This window comes from Streptomyces aurantiacus (genome assembly GCF_027107535.1).
In the GTDB taxonomy this organism is placed as follows: Bacteria; Actinomycetota; Actinomycetes; order Streptomycetales; family Streptomycetaceae; genus Streptomyces.
The window spans coordinates 3696789-3717659 of sequence record NZ_CP114283.1 but is presented as its reverse complement, the minus strand read 5'-3'; the positions used below and the strand labels follow the sequence as shown (position 1 = coordinate 3717659).

Genomic DNA, 20871 nt, shown 5'->3' with positions numbered 1-20871 from the left:
GGGCGGTGGGCGTCACGGCCGTCGCGCCTCGCGCTGCGCGGACCGGCCGACGGGAATGACGGAACCGGCCTCTGGAAGGGTCCGTTCGGCCCGCACGGGGCACCCGGGACGGCATACGGGGGCCGGCCGAGGCCGAGGGGCCTGGAACGGCCGGCAGCGGTGGTGCGGGACCGGGAGCGCTGAGGAGGCGGGAGATGCGAACGCGGGCGATCGGGCGGCGGGAGACGCGGACACGGGTGTTCGGGCGCCGATGGCGGCACAATCCGCTGCGCCGCCGCTCCGACGTGGTGGAGGTGTGGACCGTGCTGGCCGTCGCCGTCCTGCTGTGCGTCGGCGCGCCCTCGGCCGGGCTCGTCGCCGGCTGGTGGGCGTACGACGGAGCGCGGGACACGGCGGCGCGGCAGCGGGCCGAACGGCATGAGGTGCGCGCCGAGGTCGTCGAGGGCGCGCCCGCCTCCCCGACGGGCACCGAGGGAGACCGGCGGCCGGCCCACCGGGTGAGCGTCCGCTGGGCCGAACCGGGTGAGCGGGCGCGCACGGGCAGGGCCACGGTGCCCGCCGGGACCCGGGTCGGCGAGCACACGTACGTCTGGCTGGACGGCCGGGACCGGATCGTCCCCGCCCCGCTGGACGGCACGGTCGTCTGGCAGCACACGCTGGCGACGGGAGCCTTCGGTGCGGGGCTGGCCGCGGCAGGCGTGCTGGCCGCACACGCTCTGGTACGACGGATCGCCACGCGGCGTCGCCTGGCCGAGTGGGAGCAGGAGTGGGCCCGTACGGGACCCGAGTGGGCGCGGCACCGGGCCTGACCCGGCCGGGGCGGGTCGCCGAGCCGCGCGGGGTGCGGAAGCCGAACGGGAGGACCGACCGGTCCGTGGAAACGGTCTGGCGGCCCGTGGACGGCCACCGTACGGTGTGATCATCCGCACCCTTCCTCGTAGCAAAGGCGGTCCTCCGTGGCCTTGTTCGACCTTCCTCTCGATCAGCTCCGGGACTATCGCAGCGCCTCCGTCGAGCCCGAGGACTTCGACGCATTCTGGGGCGGGACGCTGCGGGAGACCCGTGAACACGGCCTGGACGCCCGCTTCGAGCCCGTCGAGACGCACTTGACGAACGTGCGGGTGTACGACGTCACGTTCGCCGGGTTCGGCGGTCACCCGGTGAAGGGCTGGCTGACACTGCCGGCCGGGGCGGACACCCCGCTGCCCGCGGTCGTGGAGTTCATCGGGTACGGCGGCGGACGCGGGCTCGCGCACACGCATCTGCTGTGGGCCTCGGCCGGCTTCGCGCACTTCGTGATGGACACCCGGGGCCAGGGCGGCGCGTGGGGCGGCGGCGGTGACACCGCCGACCCGGTGGGCAGCGTGCCCGCGTATCCCGGGTTCATGACGCGGGGCATCGACGCCGCCGAGAACTACTACTACCGCCGGGTGTTCACCGACGGGGTGCGGGCCGTGGAGGCCGCCCGCTCCCATCCCCTCGTCGACGCGTCACGCACCGCGGTCGTCGGATCCAGCCAGGGCGGCGGCATCTCGATCGCGGTGGGCGGTCTGGTGCCGGATCTCGTGGCGGTCGCGCCGGACGTGCCGTTCCTGTGCGACTACCCGCGCGCGACGAGGCTCACGGACCGCGATCCGTACCGGGAGATCGGCAACTATCTCAAGACGCACCGCGGGCGCACCGAGCAGGTGCTGCGCACCCTGTCGTACTTCGACGCGGTGCACTTCGCGGCGCGCGGCCGGGCGCCCGCCCTGTTCTCGGCGGCCCTGGAGGACCAGACCTGCCCGCCGTCGACGGTCTTCGCGGCCTTCAACGCCTGGGCGCACGACGACAAGACGATAGAGGTGTACGACTTCAACGACCACGAGGGCGGCGGCCCGTTCCAGGAGGCGGTCAAACTGGCCTGGCTGCCCAAGTACCTCTGAGGCACGCGGGACAGCGGCGCCGGGAGTGGCAGGGGCCGCTGTTCTCCGCGCTCGCACGTGAACCGCTCCGCCACTTCCGCCCAGTCCGACCAGTCGGTACGTTCAGGGAAGCCGGGCCCTCGCGCGCCCGGTCTTCCCGGCGAACGACGGAGGACCCATGACCCGGACCCAAGGCCACTGCGAGACCCGCTTCGAGGCGGTGCGGACCGCGTTCGAGGAGAACTTCCGGGACCGCGGGGAGCTGGGCGCTGCCGTGAGCGTCACGGTGGACGGCGTGACCGTCGTGGATCTGTGGGGCGGCTGGGCGGACGCGGCCGGGACGCGGGCCTGGGAGCGGGACACGCTCGTCAACGTGTGGTCCACCTCGAAAGGGCCGACGGCCCTGTGCGCGCACATCCTGGCCGATCGCGGGCTGCTCGACCTCGACGCGCCCGTGGCCGCGTACTGGCCGGAGTTCGCGGCGGCGGGCAAGGAGTCGGTGCTCGTACGGCATCTGCTGTCGCACCGGGCGGGCCTGGCCGGGCTGCGCGAGCCGCACTCGCTGGAGCAGCTCTTCGACTGGGAGCTGACCACGAAGCGGCTCGCCGCGACCGAACCCTGGTGGGAGCCGGGAACGGCCTCGGGTTACCACGCGCTGACATACGGCTTCCTGGTCGGCGAAGTGGTGCGCCGTGTCTCGGGGTTGTTGCCGGGCGCGTTCCTGGAGCGCGAGGTGACCGGGCCGCTCGGTATCGACTTCACCATCGGGCTGCCGGAGAAGGAGGCGGGGCGCGCGGCCGAGCTGGTGCATCCGCCGGCCGCCGCGTCCAGCGAACAGGCGGCGATCTTCAGCCAGTTGACGCCGGTGGCACTGGCCTCGCTGGCCAACCCCCTGGCGGGTGCGACCGAGGCCGGAACGGCGGCGTGGCGGGCTGCCGAGATCCCGGCCGCCAACGGGCACGGCACGGCCCGGGCGGTCGCCGCGCTCTACGGGATCTTCGCCGGCCGGGGGTCGTACGGGGAGCGTCGTGTCCTGTCCCCCGAGGCCGCCGAGCGGGTCCGCGAGGGGCAGGGCGCCTGCCGCGATCTGGTGCTCGGCGCCGGCTTCGAAAGCGAGACGGAGATCGGCCTGGGCCTGTGGCTCAGCGGTTCCAACCGGTCCTACGGGCCCAATCCCCGGGCTTTCGGGCACGACGGCTTCGGCGGTTCCTGCGGGCTGGCCGACCCGGAGGCGGGCGTCTCACTGGGTTACGTCATGAACCGCATGGGCCCTCACATCGCCGACGACCCGCGCAAGACGGCGCTCATCGACGCCCTCTACGGCGCACTCTGACGTCCGGTCGCGCAGGGCGCCGCGGGGCGGTGTCCGGGCACCGGGTGGCCGACGGACGCACGGGCTGTATTCGGCCTCACATCGGCCGACCCGGCAGGACACCCTTCCAGCATGGTTTAGACCAATGCTAGAGATGGTCGCGTACGAGGGACCCGCGTCCTTTGCCCCACGACCGGGGCGGCGAGGCTCGGGCCCACACCCGCACGGCTACGTCTTGTCACAAGGGGAGCGCGGACATGGCCCGCAGCACCACGCACGACGACCCTCAGCCTCTGTACTCGCGGATCGCCTCGGAGTTGCACGGTGAGTTGCGCGACGGAACCATCGGGCCCGGTGAACGGCTGCCGGGCGAGCGGCAGTTGGCCGCCCACTTCGGAGCCAGTCGGGAGACGGTCCGGCAGGCGCTGGACGTCCTGCGCCGGGACGGCCTGGTCTCCACCGACCGGCGCGGTACCCACGCGACGCTGCCCGGCCTCCCGGTCGGGCACCTCCCGTCACTCGGCTTCCCGGTCGGCGCGCAGGCGACGCAGGCCTGCGCGGTCGACCGCGCCACCGTGACCTGGGAGACACCCCCGCCGGAGCACGCGGCGGCGCTCGGACTGGCCCCGCGGCGGCCCACGCTGGTCCACCACTACGAGTCCACCGCACCGGACGGGTACGGACGGCGGACGGCCCTGACGTCGTTCTCGGCGGTCGCCCTCTCCGAGGTCGAGGAGCTCGCGCGCTACCGCGACCGCGCGGACGGCAGGTCGTCGGCCCAGCTGCGGCGCGTGTACGACTGGATGCGCCGGGCGGGGCTGACCCTGCATCACCGCGATTCCATCAGCGGGCCCGGCGACGCGGCTTCGGTCCGGGTGACGCGGCGTGTGCACGACCAGTACGCGCGCCCTCTGGAGATCACCGACCTGGTGGTGGACGCCCCACAGGACGCTCTGGTCTACGAGTTCACGCTGCCGGCGGTGGCCGAGCCCGAGTGGTCGTAGCTCCCGGTACGCCGGTGCGTGGGTCCGGGCCGGGCATGCCCCGGCGGGCACGGGGCCCGGACCCGCGCCCGTCGGTCAGCGGGAGGCCTGGGCGGCGACCGCCTCGCGGTGCTCCTCGTCCTGCGGGGCCCTGGCGCGCTCCGGGAGTTTCGCGCCCTCGATGTCCACGTCGGGAGTGACACGGTCGAGCCAGCGGGGCAGTCCCCAGGCGCGGCGGCCGATCAGGGCCATGGCGGCCGGGACGAGGGTCATCCGGACCACGAACGCGTCGATGAAGACGCCGAAGGCCAGCGCGAATCCGATGGACTTGATGATCGGGTCGTGGTTGAAGACGAACCCGCCGAAGACCGCGACCATGATCAGTGCGGCGGCGCTGACCACCCGGCCACTGCGCGCCACTCCCTGGACGACGGCCTCGGCCGCGTCACCCGTGTGCTCGTGGTGCTCGCGCATGCGGCTGACGAGGAAGACCTCGTAGTCCATGGCCAGCCCGAAGAGGACTCCGATGAGGAGCACGGGAAGGAAGCTGGTGACGGGCCCGGCGGAGGGGATGTCCAGGACACCGTTGAGGTGGCCGTCCTGGAAGACCCACACGGTGGCGCCGAGGGAGGCGGCGACCGACAGCAGGAATCCGAGTGCGGCCTTCACCGGGACGAGAAGCGACCGGAAGGCGATGGTGAGCAGGATCAGCGCGAGGATCACGATGATGGCGATGAACAGCGGCAGCGCGCCGGACAGTTTGCCCGCGACATCGATGGCCGCGGCGGTGGCGCCGGCGATGTAGAGGGTGCCGCCCGCCTTGTCGACGGCCGGCGCGTTGTCCCGCAGCCGGTGCACCAGGTCGGTCGTGGCCCGGGCGTCCGGGCCGGTCCTGGGGACGACCGCGACGACGGCGAGGTCGCCGCCCGGGTTGCTCACCGGCGGGGCGACGGCGGCGACTCCGGGGTCCTGGGCCAGGCTCGTACGCAGCCGGGTCACCGTCGCGGTGCGCTCGGCGGCCGGTATCCCGCTGGTGTCGACGACAGCGGTGACGGTCGCGTTGAAGCCGGGGCCGAAGCCCTCGCTCAGCAGGTCGTAGCTCTTGTGCTGGGTGCTGTCGGCGGGCTGGGAGGCGTAACCGGGCAGCCCCAGGCGCAGATCCCGGGCGGGCAGCGCGAGTGCGAGCAGACCGACCACACCCACCAGGAGAACGATCAGGGGCTTGCCGGTGACGACACGGGCCCAGCCGAGGGCCCAGGAGCCGGGAGCGCGCTCGGAGCGGCGGGGGCGCGGGCGCAGCCTCTCGCCGAAGAATCCGAGAACCGCGGGAACCAGGGTGATGGCGACGAGCACGGCGAGCAGGACCGTCGCGGCGGCGGCCAGCCCCATGATCGTGAGGAACGGGATGCCGGTGACCGCCAGCGCCGCCAGGGCGATGATCACGGTCGCTCCGGCGAAGACGACCGCGCCGCCCGCGGTGGCGACGGCCCGTGCGATCGAGTCCTCGACGTCCGCCTCCGGATCGGCGAGCTGTTCGCGGTGGCGCGACAGGATGAACAGGGCGTAGTCGATGCCCACCGCCAGGCCGATCATGAGGGCGAGCACGGTGGCGGTGCTGGTCATCTCCACGAAGCGCGAGACGAACTGGACACCCAGTACGCCGATCGCCACCCCCACGACGGCGGTCAGCAGCGGGAGTCCGGCCGCGATCAGGGAGCCCAGGGCGAGGGCCAGGACGGCGAAGGCGATGACGACGCCCACGATCTCCGCCGGACCGCCGACCTCGGTCTTCGGCTGCATCGCCGAGCCGCCGAACTCGACCTCCAGACCGGCGTCCCGGGCCCCTTCCATGGCCCCCGACAGGGCGTCCTTGGACGTCTCGGGCACGTTGTCCGCCGACTGACGGAACAGGACGTCGGAGTAGCCGATGCGCCCGGTCTCGGAGACGGTCCCGGCCTTGGCGGGATCGGAGACGTTCACGACTCCCGGCACGTCGGCGGCCTTCTTCAGGCTCGCGGCGACGGCCTTCTCGGCGCCGGTCCCGGTGAGCGTGCCGCCCTCGGGGGCGGCGAACACCACTCGGGCCACCCCGCCGGCGGCCGTCGGGAACTTCTCCTCCAGCAGGTCCTGGGCCTTCTGGGACTCGATCCCCGGCACCGAGAACTCGGTGGCCACCTTGCCGTGCAGCGTGACGCCGAGGCCCCCGACCACGGCGAGTATCAGCAGCCAGACGGCGAGGACGCCACCGCGGCGGCGTACCGCCCAACGTCCCCAGGTGTACAGGTGTGACGCCATACCCGTCTTCCTCCCACTTTCCGCTTCCGGCAGCTCCTCGGCCGGACCGCGGCCCCTCTGCACCCTATGGCATTTTTACAGCTCAATGTAAATTCTCTATGGATGGTAAAGTGCGGCCATGACGAGTGACGGCCTGCGGGAACGCAGCAAGGCGCGGCGCAGGGAGGCGATCCTCCGGGCGGCCTACGAGCTGTTCGCCGAGCGCGGGTTCGAGGCGACGACCATCGCCGACATCGCTGCGACGGCCGAGGTCTCACCCCGCACGGTCACGTTGTACTTCCCGTCCAAGCTGGAACTGGCGATGTCGGAGTTCGACTCCTTCGCGAGCCGGCTCGCCGCCGCGCTGCGGGGTCGGGGCGCGGACCGGACGATCCTGGACGCGCTGGAGCACTGGCTGCGCGACGAGATCGCCGGCCGGGGCGAGCTGGACGACCTCGCCGACCGCATGCTCGACCTCGATCCGCAGCTGCGCGCGGTCGCCGGGGCGCGCCTGGCGGAGGCCATCCAGGACGGCGCACGGATCTTCGCCGAGGAGCAGGGCAACGACCCCGACGACTTCGGGCCCCGCATGGTGGCGGCAGCCGCGGCGGCGATGATCGCCGAGGTGTGCCACCGGCCCCAGGAGTCGAGCATCGAGACCGCGATGGCCTTCCTGCGCGGCGGTATCGCGTCCCTGCCGCCCGGGCCGGCCTCCTGAACCGAGGGGCTCCGTCGGAAGGTCTGCGCCGCGACCGGCCTGCCGGACCTCGTCAGGGGCTGAGACTTCGCGTGCTCTTCCGTGGTGCTCCGGGCCCCACGGCGGGACGGGACGGGCGCGCCGGGGCGGTCAGAGCCAGCCGTTGCGCCTGAATCCCCGGTGGATGACGAAGCAGAGGGTGGCGATGACCCCCAGGACGGCGGGATAGCCGTACGTCCAGCGCAGTTCGGGCATGTGGTCGAAGTTCATGCCGTAGAGGCCGCAGATCATGGTGGGCACCGCGACGATGGCGGCCCAGGCGGTGATCTTGCGCATGTCCTCGTTCTGGGCGACCGTGACCTGCGCCAGGTGGGCCTGGAGGATCGAGTCGAGCAGGCCGTCGAAGGCGTTGATCTGCTCGGTGACCCGGGCCAGATGGTCGGCGACGTCGCGGAAGTACGGCTGGATGTCCTGGGAGACGGCGGTCGACGACGCCTGGGCGAGGAACTGCAGGGGCCGGGCGAGCGGGACCACGGCCCGCTTGAGCTCCAGCAGTTCCCGCTTGAGCTGGTAGATCTGGCCTGCGTCACCACGCGCGGTGTGCTCCGTGAAGACGGCTGTCTCGACGGCCTCTATGTCGCTCTGCACGGCGTCCGTGACCTCGAGGTAGTCGTCGACCACATGGTCCGCGATGGCGTGCAGGACAGCCGAAGGGCCTTTCACGAGCTGGTCCGGCAGGCTCTCCAGTGCTTCGCGCAGCGGGCCCAGGGAGCCGTGCTTGCCGTGCCGGATGGTGATGACGAAGTCGCGGCCGATGAAGACCATCAGCTCGCCGGTGTCCACCACTTCGCTCGTCGAGGTGAGCCGCTCGTGCTCGACGTAGCGCACGGTCTTGAAGACGGCGAACAGCGTGTCGTCGTACTGTTCCACCTTCGGCCGCTGATGCGCGTGGACAGCGTCCTCGACGGCCAGCGGATGCAGGCCGAAGAGCTTGGCGAGGCCCGCGAACTCCTCCTCGGTGGGCTCGTGCAGCCCGATCCACACGAAGCCGTCCCGGCCCTTGCGGGTCCGTCGGATCGCCTCGTCCGGTGCCCAGTCGCCGGGCTGCCGTTCACCCTTGCCGTAGACGACGCAGTTCTCCACCGCACTTCCGAGCGGGGACCGGGCGGGATGGCTGAGGTCCACGGTGTGGCGGTAGGCGCGGCGAACCGCTCTGCTCAGGTTGCGGATCATGGGCACGGGCTGGGCTCCTTCGGTGACCGGGTCAGTGTGCCACCGAATCGTGTCCACTCCGCATAGGGGTCACCGGGCACCTCACCGGCGGGAACGTCCCCGGTCCGAGCCGGGCCGTCACCCGTCCGGAGCCGGGCGCTCCCCCACGGGCCGATGACGCGTCGGGGGACGCCCTCCCGCGCCCCGGCGGACGAGGAGCCGTGCGCGGTTCCCGCCGCGGGTGGCCGTCACACCCGGTCGTGTCCCAGGTCCCGCCGACCGTGGGGTGGGCGGGACCTGGGACACGGGCACGGGGCGGATTCCGGCCGGACGCCGCGGCTCAGCCCTGTGCCTCGCTGATGTTGACCATCCAGGGGATGCCGAACCGGTCGGTGCACATGCCGAACACGTCGCCCCACATCTGCTTGTCGAGCGGAACGACCACGGTGCCGCCGGCGGACAACTTCTCCCAGTAGCCGCGCAGCTCGGCGTCGTCGTCACCGCTGAGGCTCACCGAGAAGTTGGTGCCCGGTGTGTGGTCCATGCCCGGCGGGGTGTCGGCGCACATCAGGGTGAAACCGCTCGGGGTCTCCAGCATGCCGTGCATGATCTTGTCCGCTTCGGGCCCGCCCGGTGCGCCGGACTCCCCGAAGGTGTTGAGCGCGAGTGTGCCGCCGAAGACCTCCTCGTAGAACTCCATCGCCTGCCGGGCGTCGCCGTCGAAACTGATGTAGGGGTTGAGTCGTGAGGCCATGAGTACCTCCCAGATCGGGCCGGACAACCGGATTTCCGAGACTAGCGCGGGGCACTGACACCGGCCCGTCGTGACCGGAAGGCCCAGGTCCGGGGCACCCCGGGCCACCGGCCCCACCCCCTGCGCACAGATCCGTCAGCTCCTCGCCACGACGTCCTTGAGCGCGATGTTGAGTTCGAGGACGTTGACCGTGGGCTCGCCGATGAAGCCGAGAGTGCGGCTGTCGGAGTGCTCGTCGACCAGTTTTCGCACCTGCGCGACGGGCAGGCCGTTCTTCTCCGCGATCCGGTGGACCTGGAGGTCCGCGTAGGCCGGGGAGATGTCCGGGTCCAGACCGGAACCCGACGAGGTGACCGCGTCGGGGGGCACGTCCGAGGGCCTGACCGTGTAGCCGTCGACGGAGTTGTCCTTGATGACGGCGGCCTTGGCGGCCCGCACCCAGTCGATCAAATCCTTGTTGTCGCCGGAGCGGTTGGTGGCCCCGGAGAGGATCAGTTCGTACTGGGTGTTGACGCTGTTGGTGCCCAGACCGTTCTGCGGGCGCCCCTGGAACCACTTCAGGTCGGGCTCCGGGGTTTCCTGGCCCTTCTTCAGCGGCAGGTTGTACGCCTGCCCGATCAGAGACGAGCCCACGACCCTGCCGTCCGACGTGATCTCCGAACCGTTCGCCCGGTCCGGGAAGATCCCCTGGGCGACTCCGGTGACGGCGAGGGGGTAGAGGACGCCCGTCACGACCGTCAGGACGAGAAGGGCCCGCAGTCCCGCCCACAGCAACCGGGCCGTGTTCGATACCGAGTTGTTCATGGGATCAGCACGCTTTCGAGGAGTTACACACCGGGGATGAGGGAGATCACCAGGTCGATGGCCTTGATGCCGACGAAGGGCGCGATCAGTCCGCCGAGGCCGTAGACGCTGAGGTTGCGGCGCAGCATCCTGTCCGCGCTCATCGGCCGGTACCGCACACCGCGCAGGGCGAGCGGGACGAGGACGACGATGATCAGCGCGTTGAAGACGACGGCGGAGAGGATCGCGGAGTCGGGCGAGGACAGCCGCATGATGTTGAGCCTGTCCAGGCCCGGGTAGACCGCCGCGAACAGCGCCGGAATGATCGCGAAGTACTTCGCGACGTCGTTGGCGATCGAGAAGGTCGTCAACGCGCCCCGGGTGATGAGGAGTTGCTTGCCGATCCCGACGATCTCGATGAGCTTGGTCGGGTTCGAGTCGAGGTCGACCATGTTGCCGGCCTCCTTCGCGGCCGACGTGCCCGTGTTCATCGCCACGCCGACGTCGGCCTGCGCGAGGGCGGGTGCGTCGTTCGTGCCGTCGCCGGTCATCGCCACGAGCCTGCCGCCCGCCTGTTCCCGCTTGATGAGGGCCATCTTGTCCTCGGGCGTGGCTTCCGCGAGGAAGTCGTCGACACCGGCCTCCTCGGCGATCGCCTTGGCCGTCAGCGGGTTGTCACCAGTGATCATGACGGTCCTGATGCCCATGCGGCGCAGCTCGCCGAACCGCTCCCGCATGCCTTCCTTGACGACGTCCTTGAGATGGATGACGCCGAGCACCCGCGCGCCCTCGGCGTCCTCCACCGCGACGAGCAGCGGGGTGCCGCCCGCCTCGGAGATCCGGTCGGCGAGGGTGCCGGCGTCCTCGGCGACGGTGCCGCCGCGCTCCCGCACCCAGGCGATGACCGAACCGGCCGCGCCCTTGCGGATCCTGCGCCCGTCGACGTCCACGCCCGACATACGGGTCTGGGCGGTGAAGGCGATCCACCGGGCGCCGGACAGCTCGCCCTGGTGCCGCTCGCGCAGTCCGTACCTCTCCTTCGCGAGGACGACGACGGAGCGGCCCTCGGGCGTCTCGTCGGCCAGTGAGGAGAGCTGGGTGGCGTCGGCGAGGTCGGTCTCGGTGGTGCCGCTCACCGGGACGAACTCGGCGGCCTGCCGGTTGCCGAGCGTGATGGTGCCGGTCTTGTCGAGCAGCAGTGTCGACACGTCACCCGCGGCCTCGACGGCCCGGCCCGACACGGCGAGTACGTTGCGCTGCACCAGCCGGTCCATGCCGGCGATACCGATCGCGGAGAGCAGCGCGCCGATCGTGGTCGGGATCAGGCAGACCAGGAGAGCCACCAGCACGACCATGCTCAGCCGCGTGCCCGCGTAGTCCGCGAAAGGTGGCAGGGTGGCCACCGCGAGCAGGAAGACGATCGTGAGGGACGCGAGCAGGATGTTCAGCGCGATCTCGTTGGGCGTCTTCTGACGCGCGGCACCCTCGACAAGGCTGATCATGCGGTCGATGAAGGTCTCACCGGGCTTCGTCGTGATCTTGATGACGACGCGGTCGGACAGCACCTTCGTGCCCCCGGTGACCGCGGACCGGTCGCCGCCGGACTCGCGGATGACCGGCGCGGACTCGCCGGTGATCGCCGACTCGTCGACGGACGCCACGCCCTCGACGACGTCACCGTCGCCGGGAATGACGTCGCCGGCCTCGCACACCACCAGGTCGCCGACGCGCAGCCCGGTGCCGGCCACCTGCTCCTCGCGGTCGCCCACGAGCCGCCGGGCCACGGTGTCCGTCCTCGCCCTGCGCAGCGTGTCCGCCTGCGCCTTGCCACGGCCCTCGGCCACCGCCTCCGCCAGGTTGGCGAAGATCACGGTGAGCCAGAGCCAGGCGCTGATCGCCCAGCCGAACCAGTCACCCGGAGCCCTGAAGGAGAACACGGTCGTCAGAACCGATCCCACCAACACCACGAACATCACGGGTGACTTGACCATCACCCGCGGGTCGAGCTTGCGCAGGGCGTCCGGTAGCGACCTGACCAGCTGCTTCGGGTCGAACAGGCCCGCACCGACGCGCTTTGGGTCCTTGTGGCCGGGCGATGCCTCACTGTGCGGCGCCCGGGTCGGGGTGGCTGTGGACATGGAGTCCTCTTGCTTCTCTGTGTGCTTCTCTGTGTGCTGCGCTGCGTGTTCCGCTTCTGTGGGCGTGGTCATGACGCCAGCCCTTCGGCCAGCGGCCCGAGCGCCAGCGCCGGAAAGTAGGTCAGACCGGTGATGATCAGGATCGCGCCCACCAACAGCCCGGCGAAGAGCGGCTTCTCGGTGCGCAGCGTGCCCGCGGTCGCGGGCACCGGCTTCTGCTCGGCGAGCGAACCGGCCAGGGCGAGGACGAACACCATCGGCAGGAAACGGCCGAGCAGCATCGCGAGCCCCAGCGTGCTGTTGAACCACTGCGTGTCCGCGTTCAGCCCCGCGAAGGCCGAACCGTTGTTGTTCGCGGCCGACGAGTACGCGTAGAGGATCTCGGAGAAGCCGTGTGCCCCGCTGTTGGTCATCGAGTTGCCGGGGGTCGGCAGGGCCATCGCCGCGGCGGTGAAGACGAGTACCAGCGTCGGGGTGACGAGGATGTAGCAGGCCGCGAACTTGATCTCACGGGTGCCGATCTTCCTGCCGAGGTACTCGGGTGTGCGGCCGACCATCAGTCCGGCGATGAACACCGCGATGATCGCCATGACGAGCATGCCGTAGAGGCCGGAGCCGGTGCCGCCGGGCGCGATCTCGCCGAGTTGCATGCCCAGCATGGCGATACCGCCGCCGAAACCGGTGAACGAGGAGTGGGAGGAGTCCACCGCGCCGGTCGAGGTGAGGGTGGTCGACACCGCGAAGATCGACGAGGCACCGACGCCGATACGGGTCTCCTTGCCCTCCATCGCTCCGCCGGCGATGTCGAACGCCGGACCGTGGTGGGCGAACTCGGTCCACATCATCAGGGCGATGAAGCCGATCCAGATGGTGGCCATCGTGGCGAGGATCGCGTATCCCTGCTTCAGACTGCCGACCATCCGGCCGAACGTCCGGGTCAACGAGAAGGGGATCACCAGCAGCAGGAAGACCTCGAAGAGGTTGGAGAACGCGCTGGGGTTCTCGAAGGGGTGGGCGGAGTTGGCGTTGAAGTAGCCGCCGCCGTTGGTGCCCAGCTCCTTGATCGCCTCCTGCGAGGCCACCGCACCGCCGTTCCACTGCTGCGGACCGCCCGTGAACTGGCCGACCTCGTGGATGCCTGCGAAGTTCTGGATCGCGCCGCACGCCACGAGGACGAGGGCCGCGACGACGGACAGCGGCAGCAGGATACGGACGGTGCCGCGGACCAGGTCGGCCCAGAAGTTGCCGAGTTCACCGGTGTGGGCGGGGGCGCCACCGCTCGGAAGAAGCCGTGAGCGGGAGAGGGAGAAGCCGCGTACGAGCGCGACGGCCACCGCGATGCCGACGGCCGCCGAGACGAAGTTCTGCACCGCGAGGCCACCGGTCTGCACGACGTGGCCCATGGCCTGCTCGCCGTAGTACGACTGCCAGTTGGTGTTCGACACGAAGGAGGCAGCGGTGTTGAACGCCTGGTCCGGGTCGATGGAGGAGAACCCGAGCGAGCCGGGCAGGCTGCCCTGGAGGCGCTGCAGCAGGTACAGGAAAACGACACCGACCGCGGAGAAGGCGAGGACTCCGCGCAGGTAGGCGGGCCAGCGCATCTCGGTGTCCGGGTCGGCACCTATGCCCTTGTAGATCCACTTCTCGACGCGCAGGTGCTTGTCGGAGGAGTAGACCCGGGCCATGTGGTCGCCGAGGGGGCGATGGGCGAGAGCCAGTGCCGCTGCCAGAGCGAGCAGCTGGAGCACACCGGCGAGGACGGGGCTCATGGGGTGCTCAGAACCTCTCCGGGAACACGAGGGCGAGGACGAGATAGCCCAGCAGGGCGACGGCCACGATCAGGCCGACGATGTTTTCGGCGCTCACAGCTTCGTCACCCCCTTGGCGACAAGTGCCACCAGCGCGAACACCGCGATCGTGGTGACGACGAAGGCCAGGTCGGCCATCGCATGCTCCTAGATGAGGTTCGGATCGAACGGACGATTCGAGGAAACCTCCCCGACGACCGGATGCGGCCGCCGTTGACACCTCCCATACGGCGCTCCGTCCACCCTTGACGCATCCCTGACGCCCGGTGCGCGCCCACCTGGCGGCAGCCCTGGCCCACCACCCGGCCGAGAGACGGCCCGGGCGGTGTTCACGTCCCCGGGCCGGGGCAGTCACAACAGGCGGGCCGACGACTACGTCAGGTGATCCGTGCGCCCGGGCCGGTGGCCACCACCATGCGGCAGCGCGGGCTGCCGTCGCTCCTGCGGCCGAACTCGGGCAGGGCGTACAGCTCGACCGCGAAGCCGGCGCGGACCAGTTCCCGGCGTACGTCGCCGAGCCGGAACTCCCGGTAGTACATGACGAACGGCGGGCGCCACACCGCGTTCCGCACCCGCATCGCCGCGTCGAATCCGAGCATGGCCCAGTAGCCGCGTGACCCGGGGCGGGCCGGAGCCACGATCGGGAAGGCGAACCGCCCGCCGGGCCGGAGCACCGAGCGGACCTGCGTGAACAGTCCCGGCAGTTCCCTGGGCAGGAAGTGCCCGAACGCCCCGAAGCTCACCACCAGGTCGAAGGCCGGGCCGAACGGCAGGGCGCGTGCGTCCCCGCGCACCCATGTGGCGGAGGGCCCGCCGGGGCGCGCGCCTTCCCTCGCCACCGCGAGCATGCCCGCGCTGATGTCGATGCCGGTGACGCGCTCCCGGCAGACCGTCCGCAGCACGCCCATGCCCGCACCGGTGCCGCAGCACAGGTCGAGCCCCCTGTCGAACGGCCCGATTCCCCCGAGGACCCGAGCCGCGGACCGGAGGAACGGGTCCGGGGTCCGGAACGGGGTGTGGTCGAACTTCGGTGCGAGCAGGTCGTAGCCGTGCTCGACGGACGACAGCGCCTGCACGGCGAGTTCGCGGAACGTGGGGCCTTGCGGGGTGAACATCGCCGATCAGCTTAGAGCCTGCGCGGCGGGACGCGGCGCGCCCGGACGACGACGGCCCCGGGTCGGGCGACCTGCACGACGGCACCCTGCGGACGGCGGCCGGGAAGCCGCCTCCGCGGGCCATGGCCATGGCGCGGCCTTCCCGGACGTTCCCCTGCCCTGTCACCCTCGACAGTGCCGATGCCATGCCGACGCCGGTCCGTGATCCGGTGTCGCAGGTGCCGTCACGCGTCCGACGTATCGCCCAGGGAAAGGCTGTACCGGTCCATGACCTCCTTCCGACCCGCTCCCGCCTGGCTGGCCGACGCCGTGTTCTACCAGATCTACCCGCAGTCGTTCGCGGACTCGAACGGCGACGGGATCGGCGACTTCGACGGCATCGCCGAGCGGCTGGATCACCTGTCCTGGCTCGGGGTGAACACGGTCTGGCTCAATCCGTGCTTCGTCTCCCCCTTCGGGGACGCCGGATACGACGTCGCCGACTACCTGAACGTGGCGCCCCGCTACGGCACCAACGACGACCTGGCGAAGCTCGTCGACCGGGCCGGCCGCCGCGGTATCCGCGTACTCCTCGACCTGGTCGCGGGGCACACCTCCGACCGGCACCCGTGGTTCACCGCATCGGCCAACGACCCCGACGACCACCGCTACATCTGGGCACCCCAGGGCGGCACGGACGGCTTCGTGGCCTCGCCGGGCAGCCGGCCCGGGGCGTACCTGCCGAACTTCTTCGCCTTCCAGCCCGCCCTCAACTTCGGTTACGCGCGCGAGAGTCCGGACGAGCCGTGGCGTCAGCCGGTGGACGCGGAGGGCCCCCGCGCCAACCGCGAGGCGCTGCGCACGATCATGGACCACTGGCTGGGCCTCGGGCTGTCGGGCTTCCGTGTCGACATGGCCTCGTCGCTCGTCAAGGACGACCCGGGCAAGGCCGAGACGAGCCGGATCTGGACGGAGCTGCGACACTGGCTGGACCGCACGCACCCGGAGGCGGTGCTGCTCTCGGAGTGGGGCGAGCCGGAGATCTCCATCCCGGCCGGGTTCCACACGGACTTCTTCCTCCAGTTCGGCGGACCCGCCGACGGCCTCGCGCTGCGCTCGCTGTGGAGCAACGGCTCCGGGACCGTCAACCTCGAATGGGACCCGCTCGACTGCTTCTTCGACGCGAGCGGCAAGGGCTCACCGCGACCCTTCGTCGAGGCCTGGCAGCAGGCGTCGACGGCTCTCGGCAGCAGCGGCTTCATCTCCCTGCCCACGTCCAACCACGACTTCTCCCGCCTCAACTGCGGCCCCCGCTCGGCCGATCAGCTCCCGGCCGCCTTCGTCTTCCAGCTGACGTGGCCCACCCTGCCCGCCATCTACTACGGCGACGAGATCGGCATGCGGTACGTCCCCGGACTCCCGGACACCGAGGGCAGCGTGCTCGGTCCCCGCTACAACCGCGCCGGCTCCCGCACACCGATGCAGTGGGACGACGGCCCGAACGCCGGGTTCTCGACGTCCGAGCACCCCTATCTCCCGGTCGACCCCGCCCCCGACCGCCCCACCGTCGCCGCCCAGCGCGCCGACGACACCTCTCTCCTCCATCTGGTGCACCGTCTCATCGCGCTGCGCACCGCGACTCCCGAACTCGGGCCGGACGGCTCGGTGGAGGTGGTGCACGCGGGCTACCCCTTCGTGTACGTGCGCGGCGGGCGGTATCTCGTCATCGTCAACCCCCAGCAGGGTCAGGCGAGTTGCCCCCTCGGGAACATCAGGCCCGGCCGGGCTCTCGAAGTGTCCGGCGTCGGCGCCGACGGCGGGACGATCACCGCCGAGGCGTTCGGGTACGGGATCTTCGAGCTGCCCGGGTAACCGGGCAGCCCCGAGCGCTCGACCGTGGGGCGGGTCGGTACGGGGAGCCGGGCGGACCCGCTCCGGATGCCGCGGCAGCCATGGCTCAGCCTCCGAGCCGGATGCCCGCGAGCCAGACGTCGGGGCCGCCCCCGTCGACGGTCGGCGCCTTCGGCGCGGGTCGCGCGGGTCGTGGACGGCGCGGAGACAGCAGGTCGAAGAGCTTTCCGGTGCGTCGGGCGGGAACGGTGGCGGTCATCGGAACCTCCGGAGTCGTGGGGTATTTCCACCCCACCGACGAACGGGCTCTAAGCCGATCGACACTGCGCGAGCCGCTTTCGCAGAAAGCGGCGCTCGGCGTCGTTCTCCACCAGCTCCAGCGCCGTCCCGTACGCCTCGGCGGCCTCGTCCATGCGTCCCGAGCGCCGCAGGAGGTCCGCACGCGTGGCGGGCAGCAGGTGGTACCCCGCCAGGTCCCCGGACACCTCCAGCTCCGCGACGAGGTCCAGTCCTGCCTCGTGGCCCTCGGCCATGCCGACGGCCACCGCGAGGTTGAGGCGCACCACGGGCGACGGGACGCGGCGCGCCAACTCCCCGTACAGCGCGGCGATGTCGGCCCAGTCCGTCTCCTCGGCCGTGGCCGCCGTGGTGTGGCAGGCCGCGATGGCGGCCTGGATCTGGTAGGGGCCGGGCCGCCCCCGGCGCAGGGCGCCCTCCAGCAGGGCGGCGCCCTCGTCGATCTCCGCCCGGTCCCATGCCGTGCGGTCCTGGTCCTCCAGTGTGACCAGCTCTCCGGCCGCGTCCACGCGTGTGCCGCGCCGGGAGTCGTGCAGCAGGAGCAGCGCGAGCAGACCGAGCACCTCGGGCTCGTCGGGCATGAGACGGGCCAGCACCCGGGCCAGCCGGACGGCCTCCACGCAGAGGTTCGTACGCAGCAGGTCGGCGCCGGACGTCGCCGCGTACCCCTCGTTGAAGAGCAGATACACCACGCCCAGGACCCCCGTCGTGCGTTCGGGCAGCAGGTGCGCGGGCGGCACCCGGTACGGGATGCCGGCGTTGCGGATCTTGCGTTTGGCCCGCACGAGGCGTTGCGCCATCGTCGCCTCGGGGACGAGGAACGCGCGGGCGATCTCGGGCGTGGTGAGCCCCGCGAGGGTACGCAGGGTGAGGGCGACCCTGGCTTCGATGGGCAGCGCCGGATGACAGCAGGTGAAGATCAGCCGCAGCCGGTCGTCCGTGACACCGCTGCCGTCGCCGATGTGCGGGCCGTACCCGTCGGACGAGTCGCCGTCCCGTGCCAGCACCGCCACCTCCCGCAGTTTCGACGCCCCCACCGCTCTCCGGCGCAGCACGTCCAGGGCACGGTTGCGCGCAGTCGTGGTCAGCCAGGCGCCCGGGCGGCGCGGCACGCCGTCCCGGCGCCACCGGTCGAGGGCCTGGGCGAAGGCGTCCTGTGCGCACTCCTCGGCGAGGTCCCAGTCGCCGGTCACCCGGATCAGGGTGGCGACGACCTGGCCCCATTCATCGCGGAATGCGGTGGCGACGGCCTCCTCCGTGCGGTCCGCCGCCTCGCCGTGGTTCACACCCAGACCGGCCGCACCTCCACCGAGCCGCCGCCGAGTGCGGCGGGATGCCTGGACGCCAGTGCGATGGCCTCGTCGAGGTCGGCGACCTCGATGATGTCGAAGCCCGCGACGTACTCCTTGGACTCCACGAACGGGCCGTCGCTGAGCAGTACTTCGTCGCCCTGGACTCGCACGGTGGTGGCGTCGGAGGCCGGCCGCAGCCGCGCGCCGCCCTTCACCACTCCGCTGCTGCGCACATGGTCGATGTACGAGGTGAAGCCCGGGTCGTCGGCGATCTCCTCGGGGCTCGGCTCGTCGCCGCCCACAGGGGTGCAGATGAACAGCACGTACCTCATGACCGGTCCTCCTCGTTTCCGGCGATTCCCGTGATGCCCGCGTCGAACGGGACGGACATGTGCTGGTGGACGATCCTCCACCGGTCACCCGCGGCACGGTAGCCGGTGGTGACCCGGAGCGTGCTGTCCAGCGGCTCACCGTCCGTGAGCGTGGCCCGCATCCGGACGAGCGCGTGACTGAACGCGACGCTCTCGTCCACCCGCACCCGGAACTCGACGACCTCGCGGTCCACCGGGCCGCTCACGGTCGAGAACCACCACTCCTGTGCCGTGCGGAAGGCGTCGGCTCCCCGCTGCTCCAGACCGCTCATGGGGTGGAACACCTCCGCGTCCGGCGCGTAGCAGGCGGCCATCCGCCCGGCGTCCCGCTCCCGGGCGGCCGCGGTCAGCTCCGCGTCGATGCGGCGGATCCGCGTCTCGGCGTCCTCGTCGTCCCACAGGCCCCGCACCTCCACCGAGCCGTCAGCGGCTCCGGGATGCCTCGCGGCGACCTCCAGCGCCTCGTCCAGGTCGCGGCACTCCAGGACGTCGAAACCGCCGACGATCTCCTTGGTCTCCGCGAACGGACCGTCGGTACGCAGCACTTCGCCGTCACGCACCCGGACGGTGACCGTCTCGGTGGAGGGCCGCAGCCGGTGACCGTGCAGCCGTACCCCGCGCGCTCCCTGCTCCGCGGCCCAGAGTCCGACGGGTTCCCCGGCCGCGGGATCGTCGGAGTCTTCGCCGCGGACCAGCAGCATGTACTTCATGTGTCCTCCCGGTGCTCAAGAAGTCCCTGCACCCCACCGACGAACGGACCACGGCCGGATCGACACCTCACCAGGACTGCTCCGGCCGGCCGGGATCACCTCCGTCGTGACACCCGTACGGGAAGCGCCCGGACGCTGTTGCCCACGAAGCTGGAGTGGCGGGACAGGTCCGCCTCCCGCGTGGCGAGGTGGAGGTCGGGGAAGCGCGCGAACAGCCTCTCCAGGGCGATGGCGGACTCCATACGGGCCAGAGGGGCGCCGAGGCAGTAGTGGGCGCCATGGCCGAGGGACAGATGCCGGGTGGTCCCGGCCCTGCCGGGCCTGGTGACGTCGAAGCGGTCGGCGTCGGGGCCGTGCGCGGCCGGGTCACGGCCCGCGGCCGAGTAGCCGGCGAGGACGGGCGTGCCCCGGGGGATGACGGTGCCGTCGACCGTCAGGTCCGCGACCGGGTAGCGGAAGGGGAAGTATCTGACGGGCGCGTCCCAGCGCAGCGTCTCCTCGACGGCGTCGGCCCAGGCCGCCTCGCCGCGCGTGACCCTCTCCAGCTGGTCGCGGTGGCCGCACAGGGCGCGCACGGCGTTGGTGATGAGGTTCAGCGTCGTCTCGTGCCCGGCGATGATCATCAGTATCAGGGTGCCGATGAGCTCCTCGTGGGTGAGCCGCTCACCGCCCTCGTCTCGGGCGGCGATCAGGGCGCTGGTGAGGTCGTCGCCCGGCCGCCCGGTCCTGGCCGCGACGACCTCGCCCAGCACGGCCACCAGTTCCCGGTTGGCGGCGAGGACCCGGTCCGGGCCCATGTCCGTGGCGACGACCTGGTTCGAGAGGAGGTGGAGCCGGTCGCAGTACTCGGCGTCCACACCGAGCAGTTCCCCGATGACTCCCATCGGCAGCGGCAGTGCGAAGTGCGCGCGCAGGTCGGCGACTCCCCCGCCGTCCTCGGCCGCCTGCTGCAGGTCGTCGAGCAGACTGGCCGTCAACTCCTCGATGCGCGGCCGCAGTTCTTCCACCCGGCGGGCCGTGAACGCCTTGCTGACCAGTGAGCGCAGCCGCCGGTGGTCGTCGCCGTCCGCGGTCGTCATCCCCCGTACGGTCGCGAAGGTCGCCAGCGGCCACCCGGCGGCTGTGCGGCCCTCCCGCAGTGCCGTGAAGTGCTCTGCACCCTTGGCGACTTGGGGATGTGCGAGGAACTCCTTCAGCGCCTCGTGGCCCAGCACGGCCATGCCGTCCACCTCGCCGGGCAGGACGACCGCCGCGACGGCACCCTGGGCGAGAAGGCGCGCGTTGTCGGCGTGCGGGCAGCCGCCCGCCGGGTCCAGGCGGTGCGGTGCGCCGGACGTTCCGGGCGCGCTGTTCGACGGTTCGGCGGCCGTGCTGTCCAACACAGTCTCCTG

Annotated in this window: 19 protein-coding genes; 6 read left to right on the top strand and 13 right to left on the bottom strand. The window is 71.5% G+C overall.

What is annotated here, in order from left to right; genetic code table 11:
- Window positions 1-194: 194 nt before the first annotated feature.
- The 4 genes from O1Q96_RS18295 to O1Q96_RS18280 all read left to right on the top strand — a co-directional run bounded on the left by O1Q96_RS18295 (window position 195) and on the right by O1Q96_RS18280 (window position 4220).
- Window positions 195-809 carry an Rv1733c family protein gene (locus O1Q96_RS18295; protein ID WP_269249206.1) on the top strand — a complete coding sequence of 205 codons (615 nt, stop codon included), beginning with the start codon at window positions 195-197 and terminating at the stop codon, window positions 807-809.
- 147 nt (window positions 810-956) lie between these two features.
- Entirely contained in the window at window positions 957-1925 is a 969-nt protein-coding gene (locus O1Q96_RS18290; RefSeq protein ID WP_269249205.1) for an acetylxylan esterase, read from the top strand.
- A gap of 157 nt (window positions 1926-2082) precedes the next feature.
- Window positions 2083-3237: a serine hydrolase domain-containing protein gene (locus tag O1Q96_RS18285; protein ID WP_269249204.1), complete on the top strand. Its 1155-nt coding sequence runs from the start codon at window positions 2083-2085 to the stop codon at window positions 3235-3237.
- A gap of 236 nt (window positions 3238-3473) precedes the next feature.
- Window positions 3474-4220, top strand: a complete 747-nt coding sequence (locus tag O1Q96_RS18280; RefSeq protein ID WP_269249203.1) for a GntR family transcriptional regulator — start codon at window positions 3474-3476, stop codon at window positions 4218-4220.
- Window positions 4221-4295: 75 nt separating this feature from the next.
- On the opposite strand, the gene O1Q96_RS18275 is transcribed toward O1Q96_RS18280, so the two are convergent.
- A complete protein-coding gene (locus O1Q96_RS18275; RefSeq protein WP_269249202.1) occupies window positions 4296-6494 on the bottom strand; it encodes an MMPL family transporter in 2199 nt (732 codons plus the stop codon).
- 118 nt (window positions 6495-6612) lie between these two features.
- Between O1Q96_RS18275 and O1Q96_RS18270 the strand changes: the two genes are divergently transcribed.
- A complete protein-coding gene (locus tag O1Q96_RS18270; RefSeq protein WP_269249201.1) occupies window positions 6613-7191 on the top strand; it encodes a TetR/AcrR family transcriptional regulator in 579 nt (192 codons plus the stop codon).
- Window positions 7192-7320: 129 nt separating this feature from the next.
- Here O1Q96_RS18270 and corA read toward each other — a convergent pair whose 3' ends face one another.
- The 7 genes from corA to O1Q96_RS18235 form a co-directional block, all read right to left on the bottom strand.
- Window positions 7321-8403, bottom strand: coding sequence for a magnesium/cobalt transporter CorA (gene corA / locus O1Q96_RS18265; RefSeq protein WP_269249200.1), 1083 nt, complete (start codon window positions 8401-8403; stop codon window positions 7321-7323).
- A 319-nt stretch (window positions 8404-8722) separates the two neighbouring features.
- Window positions 8723-9136, bottom strand: a complete 414-nt coding sequence (locus O1Q96_RS18260) for a VOC family protein (RefSeq protein WP_217457444.1) — start codon at window positions 9134-9136, stop codon at window positions 8723-8725.
- Between the two features lie 135 nt (window positions 9137-9271).
- On the bottom strand, window positions 9272-9940 hold the full coding sequence (locus tag O1Q96_RS18255; protein ID WP_269249199.1) for a potassium-transporting ATPase subunit C: 669 nt from the start codon (window positions 9938-9940) through the stop codon (window positions 9272-9274).
- Window positions 9941-9963: 23 nt separating this feature from the next.
- Window positions 9964-12057, bottom strand: a complete 2094-nt coding sequence (gene kdpB, locus O1Q96_RS18250) for a potassium-transporting ATPase subunit KdpB (protein ID WP_269249198.1) — start codon at window positions 12055-12057, stop codon at window positions 9964-9966.
- A gap of 68 nt (window positions 12058-12125) precedes the next feature.
- The gene (gene kdpA, locus O1Q96_RS18245) at window positions 12126-13826 is read right to left on the bottom strand and encodes a potassium-transporting ATPase subunit KdpA (RefSeq protein ID WP_269249197.1); all 1701 of its coding nucleotides are present in this window, start codon (window positions 13824-13826) and stop codon (window positions 12126-12128) included.
- 7 nt (window positions 13827-13833) lie between these two features.
- A complete protein-coding gene (gene kdpF / locus O1Q96_RS18240; RefSeq protein ID WP_269249196.1) occupies window positions 13834-13923 on the bottom strand; it encodes a K(+)-transporting ATPase subunit F in 90 nt (29 codons plus the stop codon).
- Between the two features lie 319 nt (window positions 13924-14242).
- Window positions 14243-14980: a class I SAM-dependent methyltransferase gene (locus O1Q96_RS18235; protein ID WP_269249195.1), complete on the bottom strand. Its 738-nt coding sequence runs from the start codon at window positions 14978-14980 to the stop codon at window positions 14243-14245.
- A 267-nt stretch (window positions 14981-15247) separates the two neighbouring features.
- Between O1Q96_RS18235 and O1Q96_RS18230 the strand changes: the two genes are divergently transcribed.
- On the top strand, window positions 15248-16831 hold the full coding sequence (locus O1Q96_RS18230) for an alpha-amylase family glycosyl hydrolase (RefSeq protein WP_269249194.1): 1584 nt from the start codon (window positions 15248-15250) through the stop codon (window positions 16829-16831).
- 85 nt (window positions 16832-16916) lie between these two features.
- Here the strand turns inward: O1Q96_RS18230 and O1Q96_RS18225 are convergent, their stop codons facing one another.
- The 5 genes from O1Q96_RS18225 to O1Q96_RS18205 all read right to left on the bottom strand — a co-directional run bounded on the left by O1Q96_RS18225 (window position 16917) and on the right by O1Q96_RS18205 (window position 20859).
- Window positions 16917-17069, bottom strand: a complete 153-nt coding sequence (locus O1Q96_RS18225) for a hypothetical protein (RefSeq protein ID WP_269249193.1) — start codon at window positions 17067-17069, stop codon at window positions 16917-16919.
- A 49-nt stretch (window positions 17070-17118) separates the two neighbouring features.
- Window positions 17119-18393 carry an RNA polymerase sigma factor gene (locus O1Q96_RS18220; RefSeq protein ID WP_269249192.1) on the bottom strand — a complete coding sequence of 425 codons (1275 nt, stop codon included), beginning with the start codon at window positions 18391-18393 and terminating at the stop codon, window positions 17119-17121.
- Window positions 18390-18731, bottom strand: coding sequence for a YciI family protein (locus O1Q96_RS18215; protein ID WP_269249191.1), 342 nt, complete (start codon window positions 18729-18731; stop codon window positions 18390-18392). Before O1Q96_RS18215 ends, O1Q96_RS18220 begins: the two co-directional genes overlap by 4 nt.
- Window positions 18728-19480, bottom strand: coding sequence for an SgcJ/EcaC family oxidoreductase (locus O1Q96_RS18210; RefSeq protein WP_269249190.1), 753 nt, complete (start codon window positions 19478-19480; stop codon window positions 18728-18730). Before O1Q96_RS18210 ends, O1Q96_RS18215 begins: the two co-directional genes overlap by 4 nt.
- Before the next feature lie 95 nt (window positions 19481-19575).
- Window positions 19576-20859, bottom strand: a complete 1284-nt coding sequence (locus O1Q96_RS18205) for a cytochrome P450 family protein (RefSeq protein ID WP_269249189.1) — start codon at window positions 20857-20859, stop codon at window positions 19576-19578.
- Between the last annotated feature and the right edge of the window lie 12 nt (window positions 20860-20871).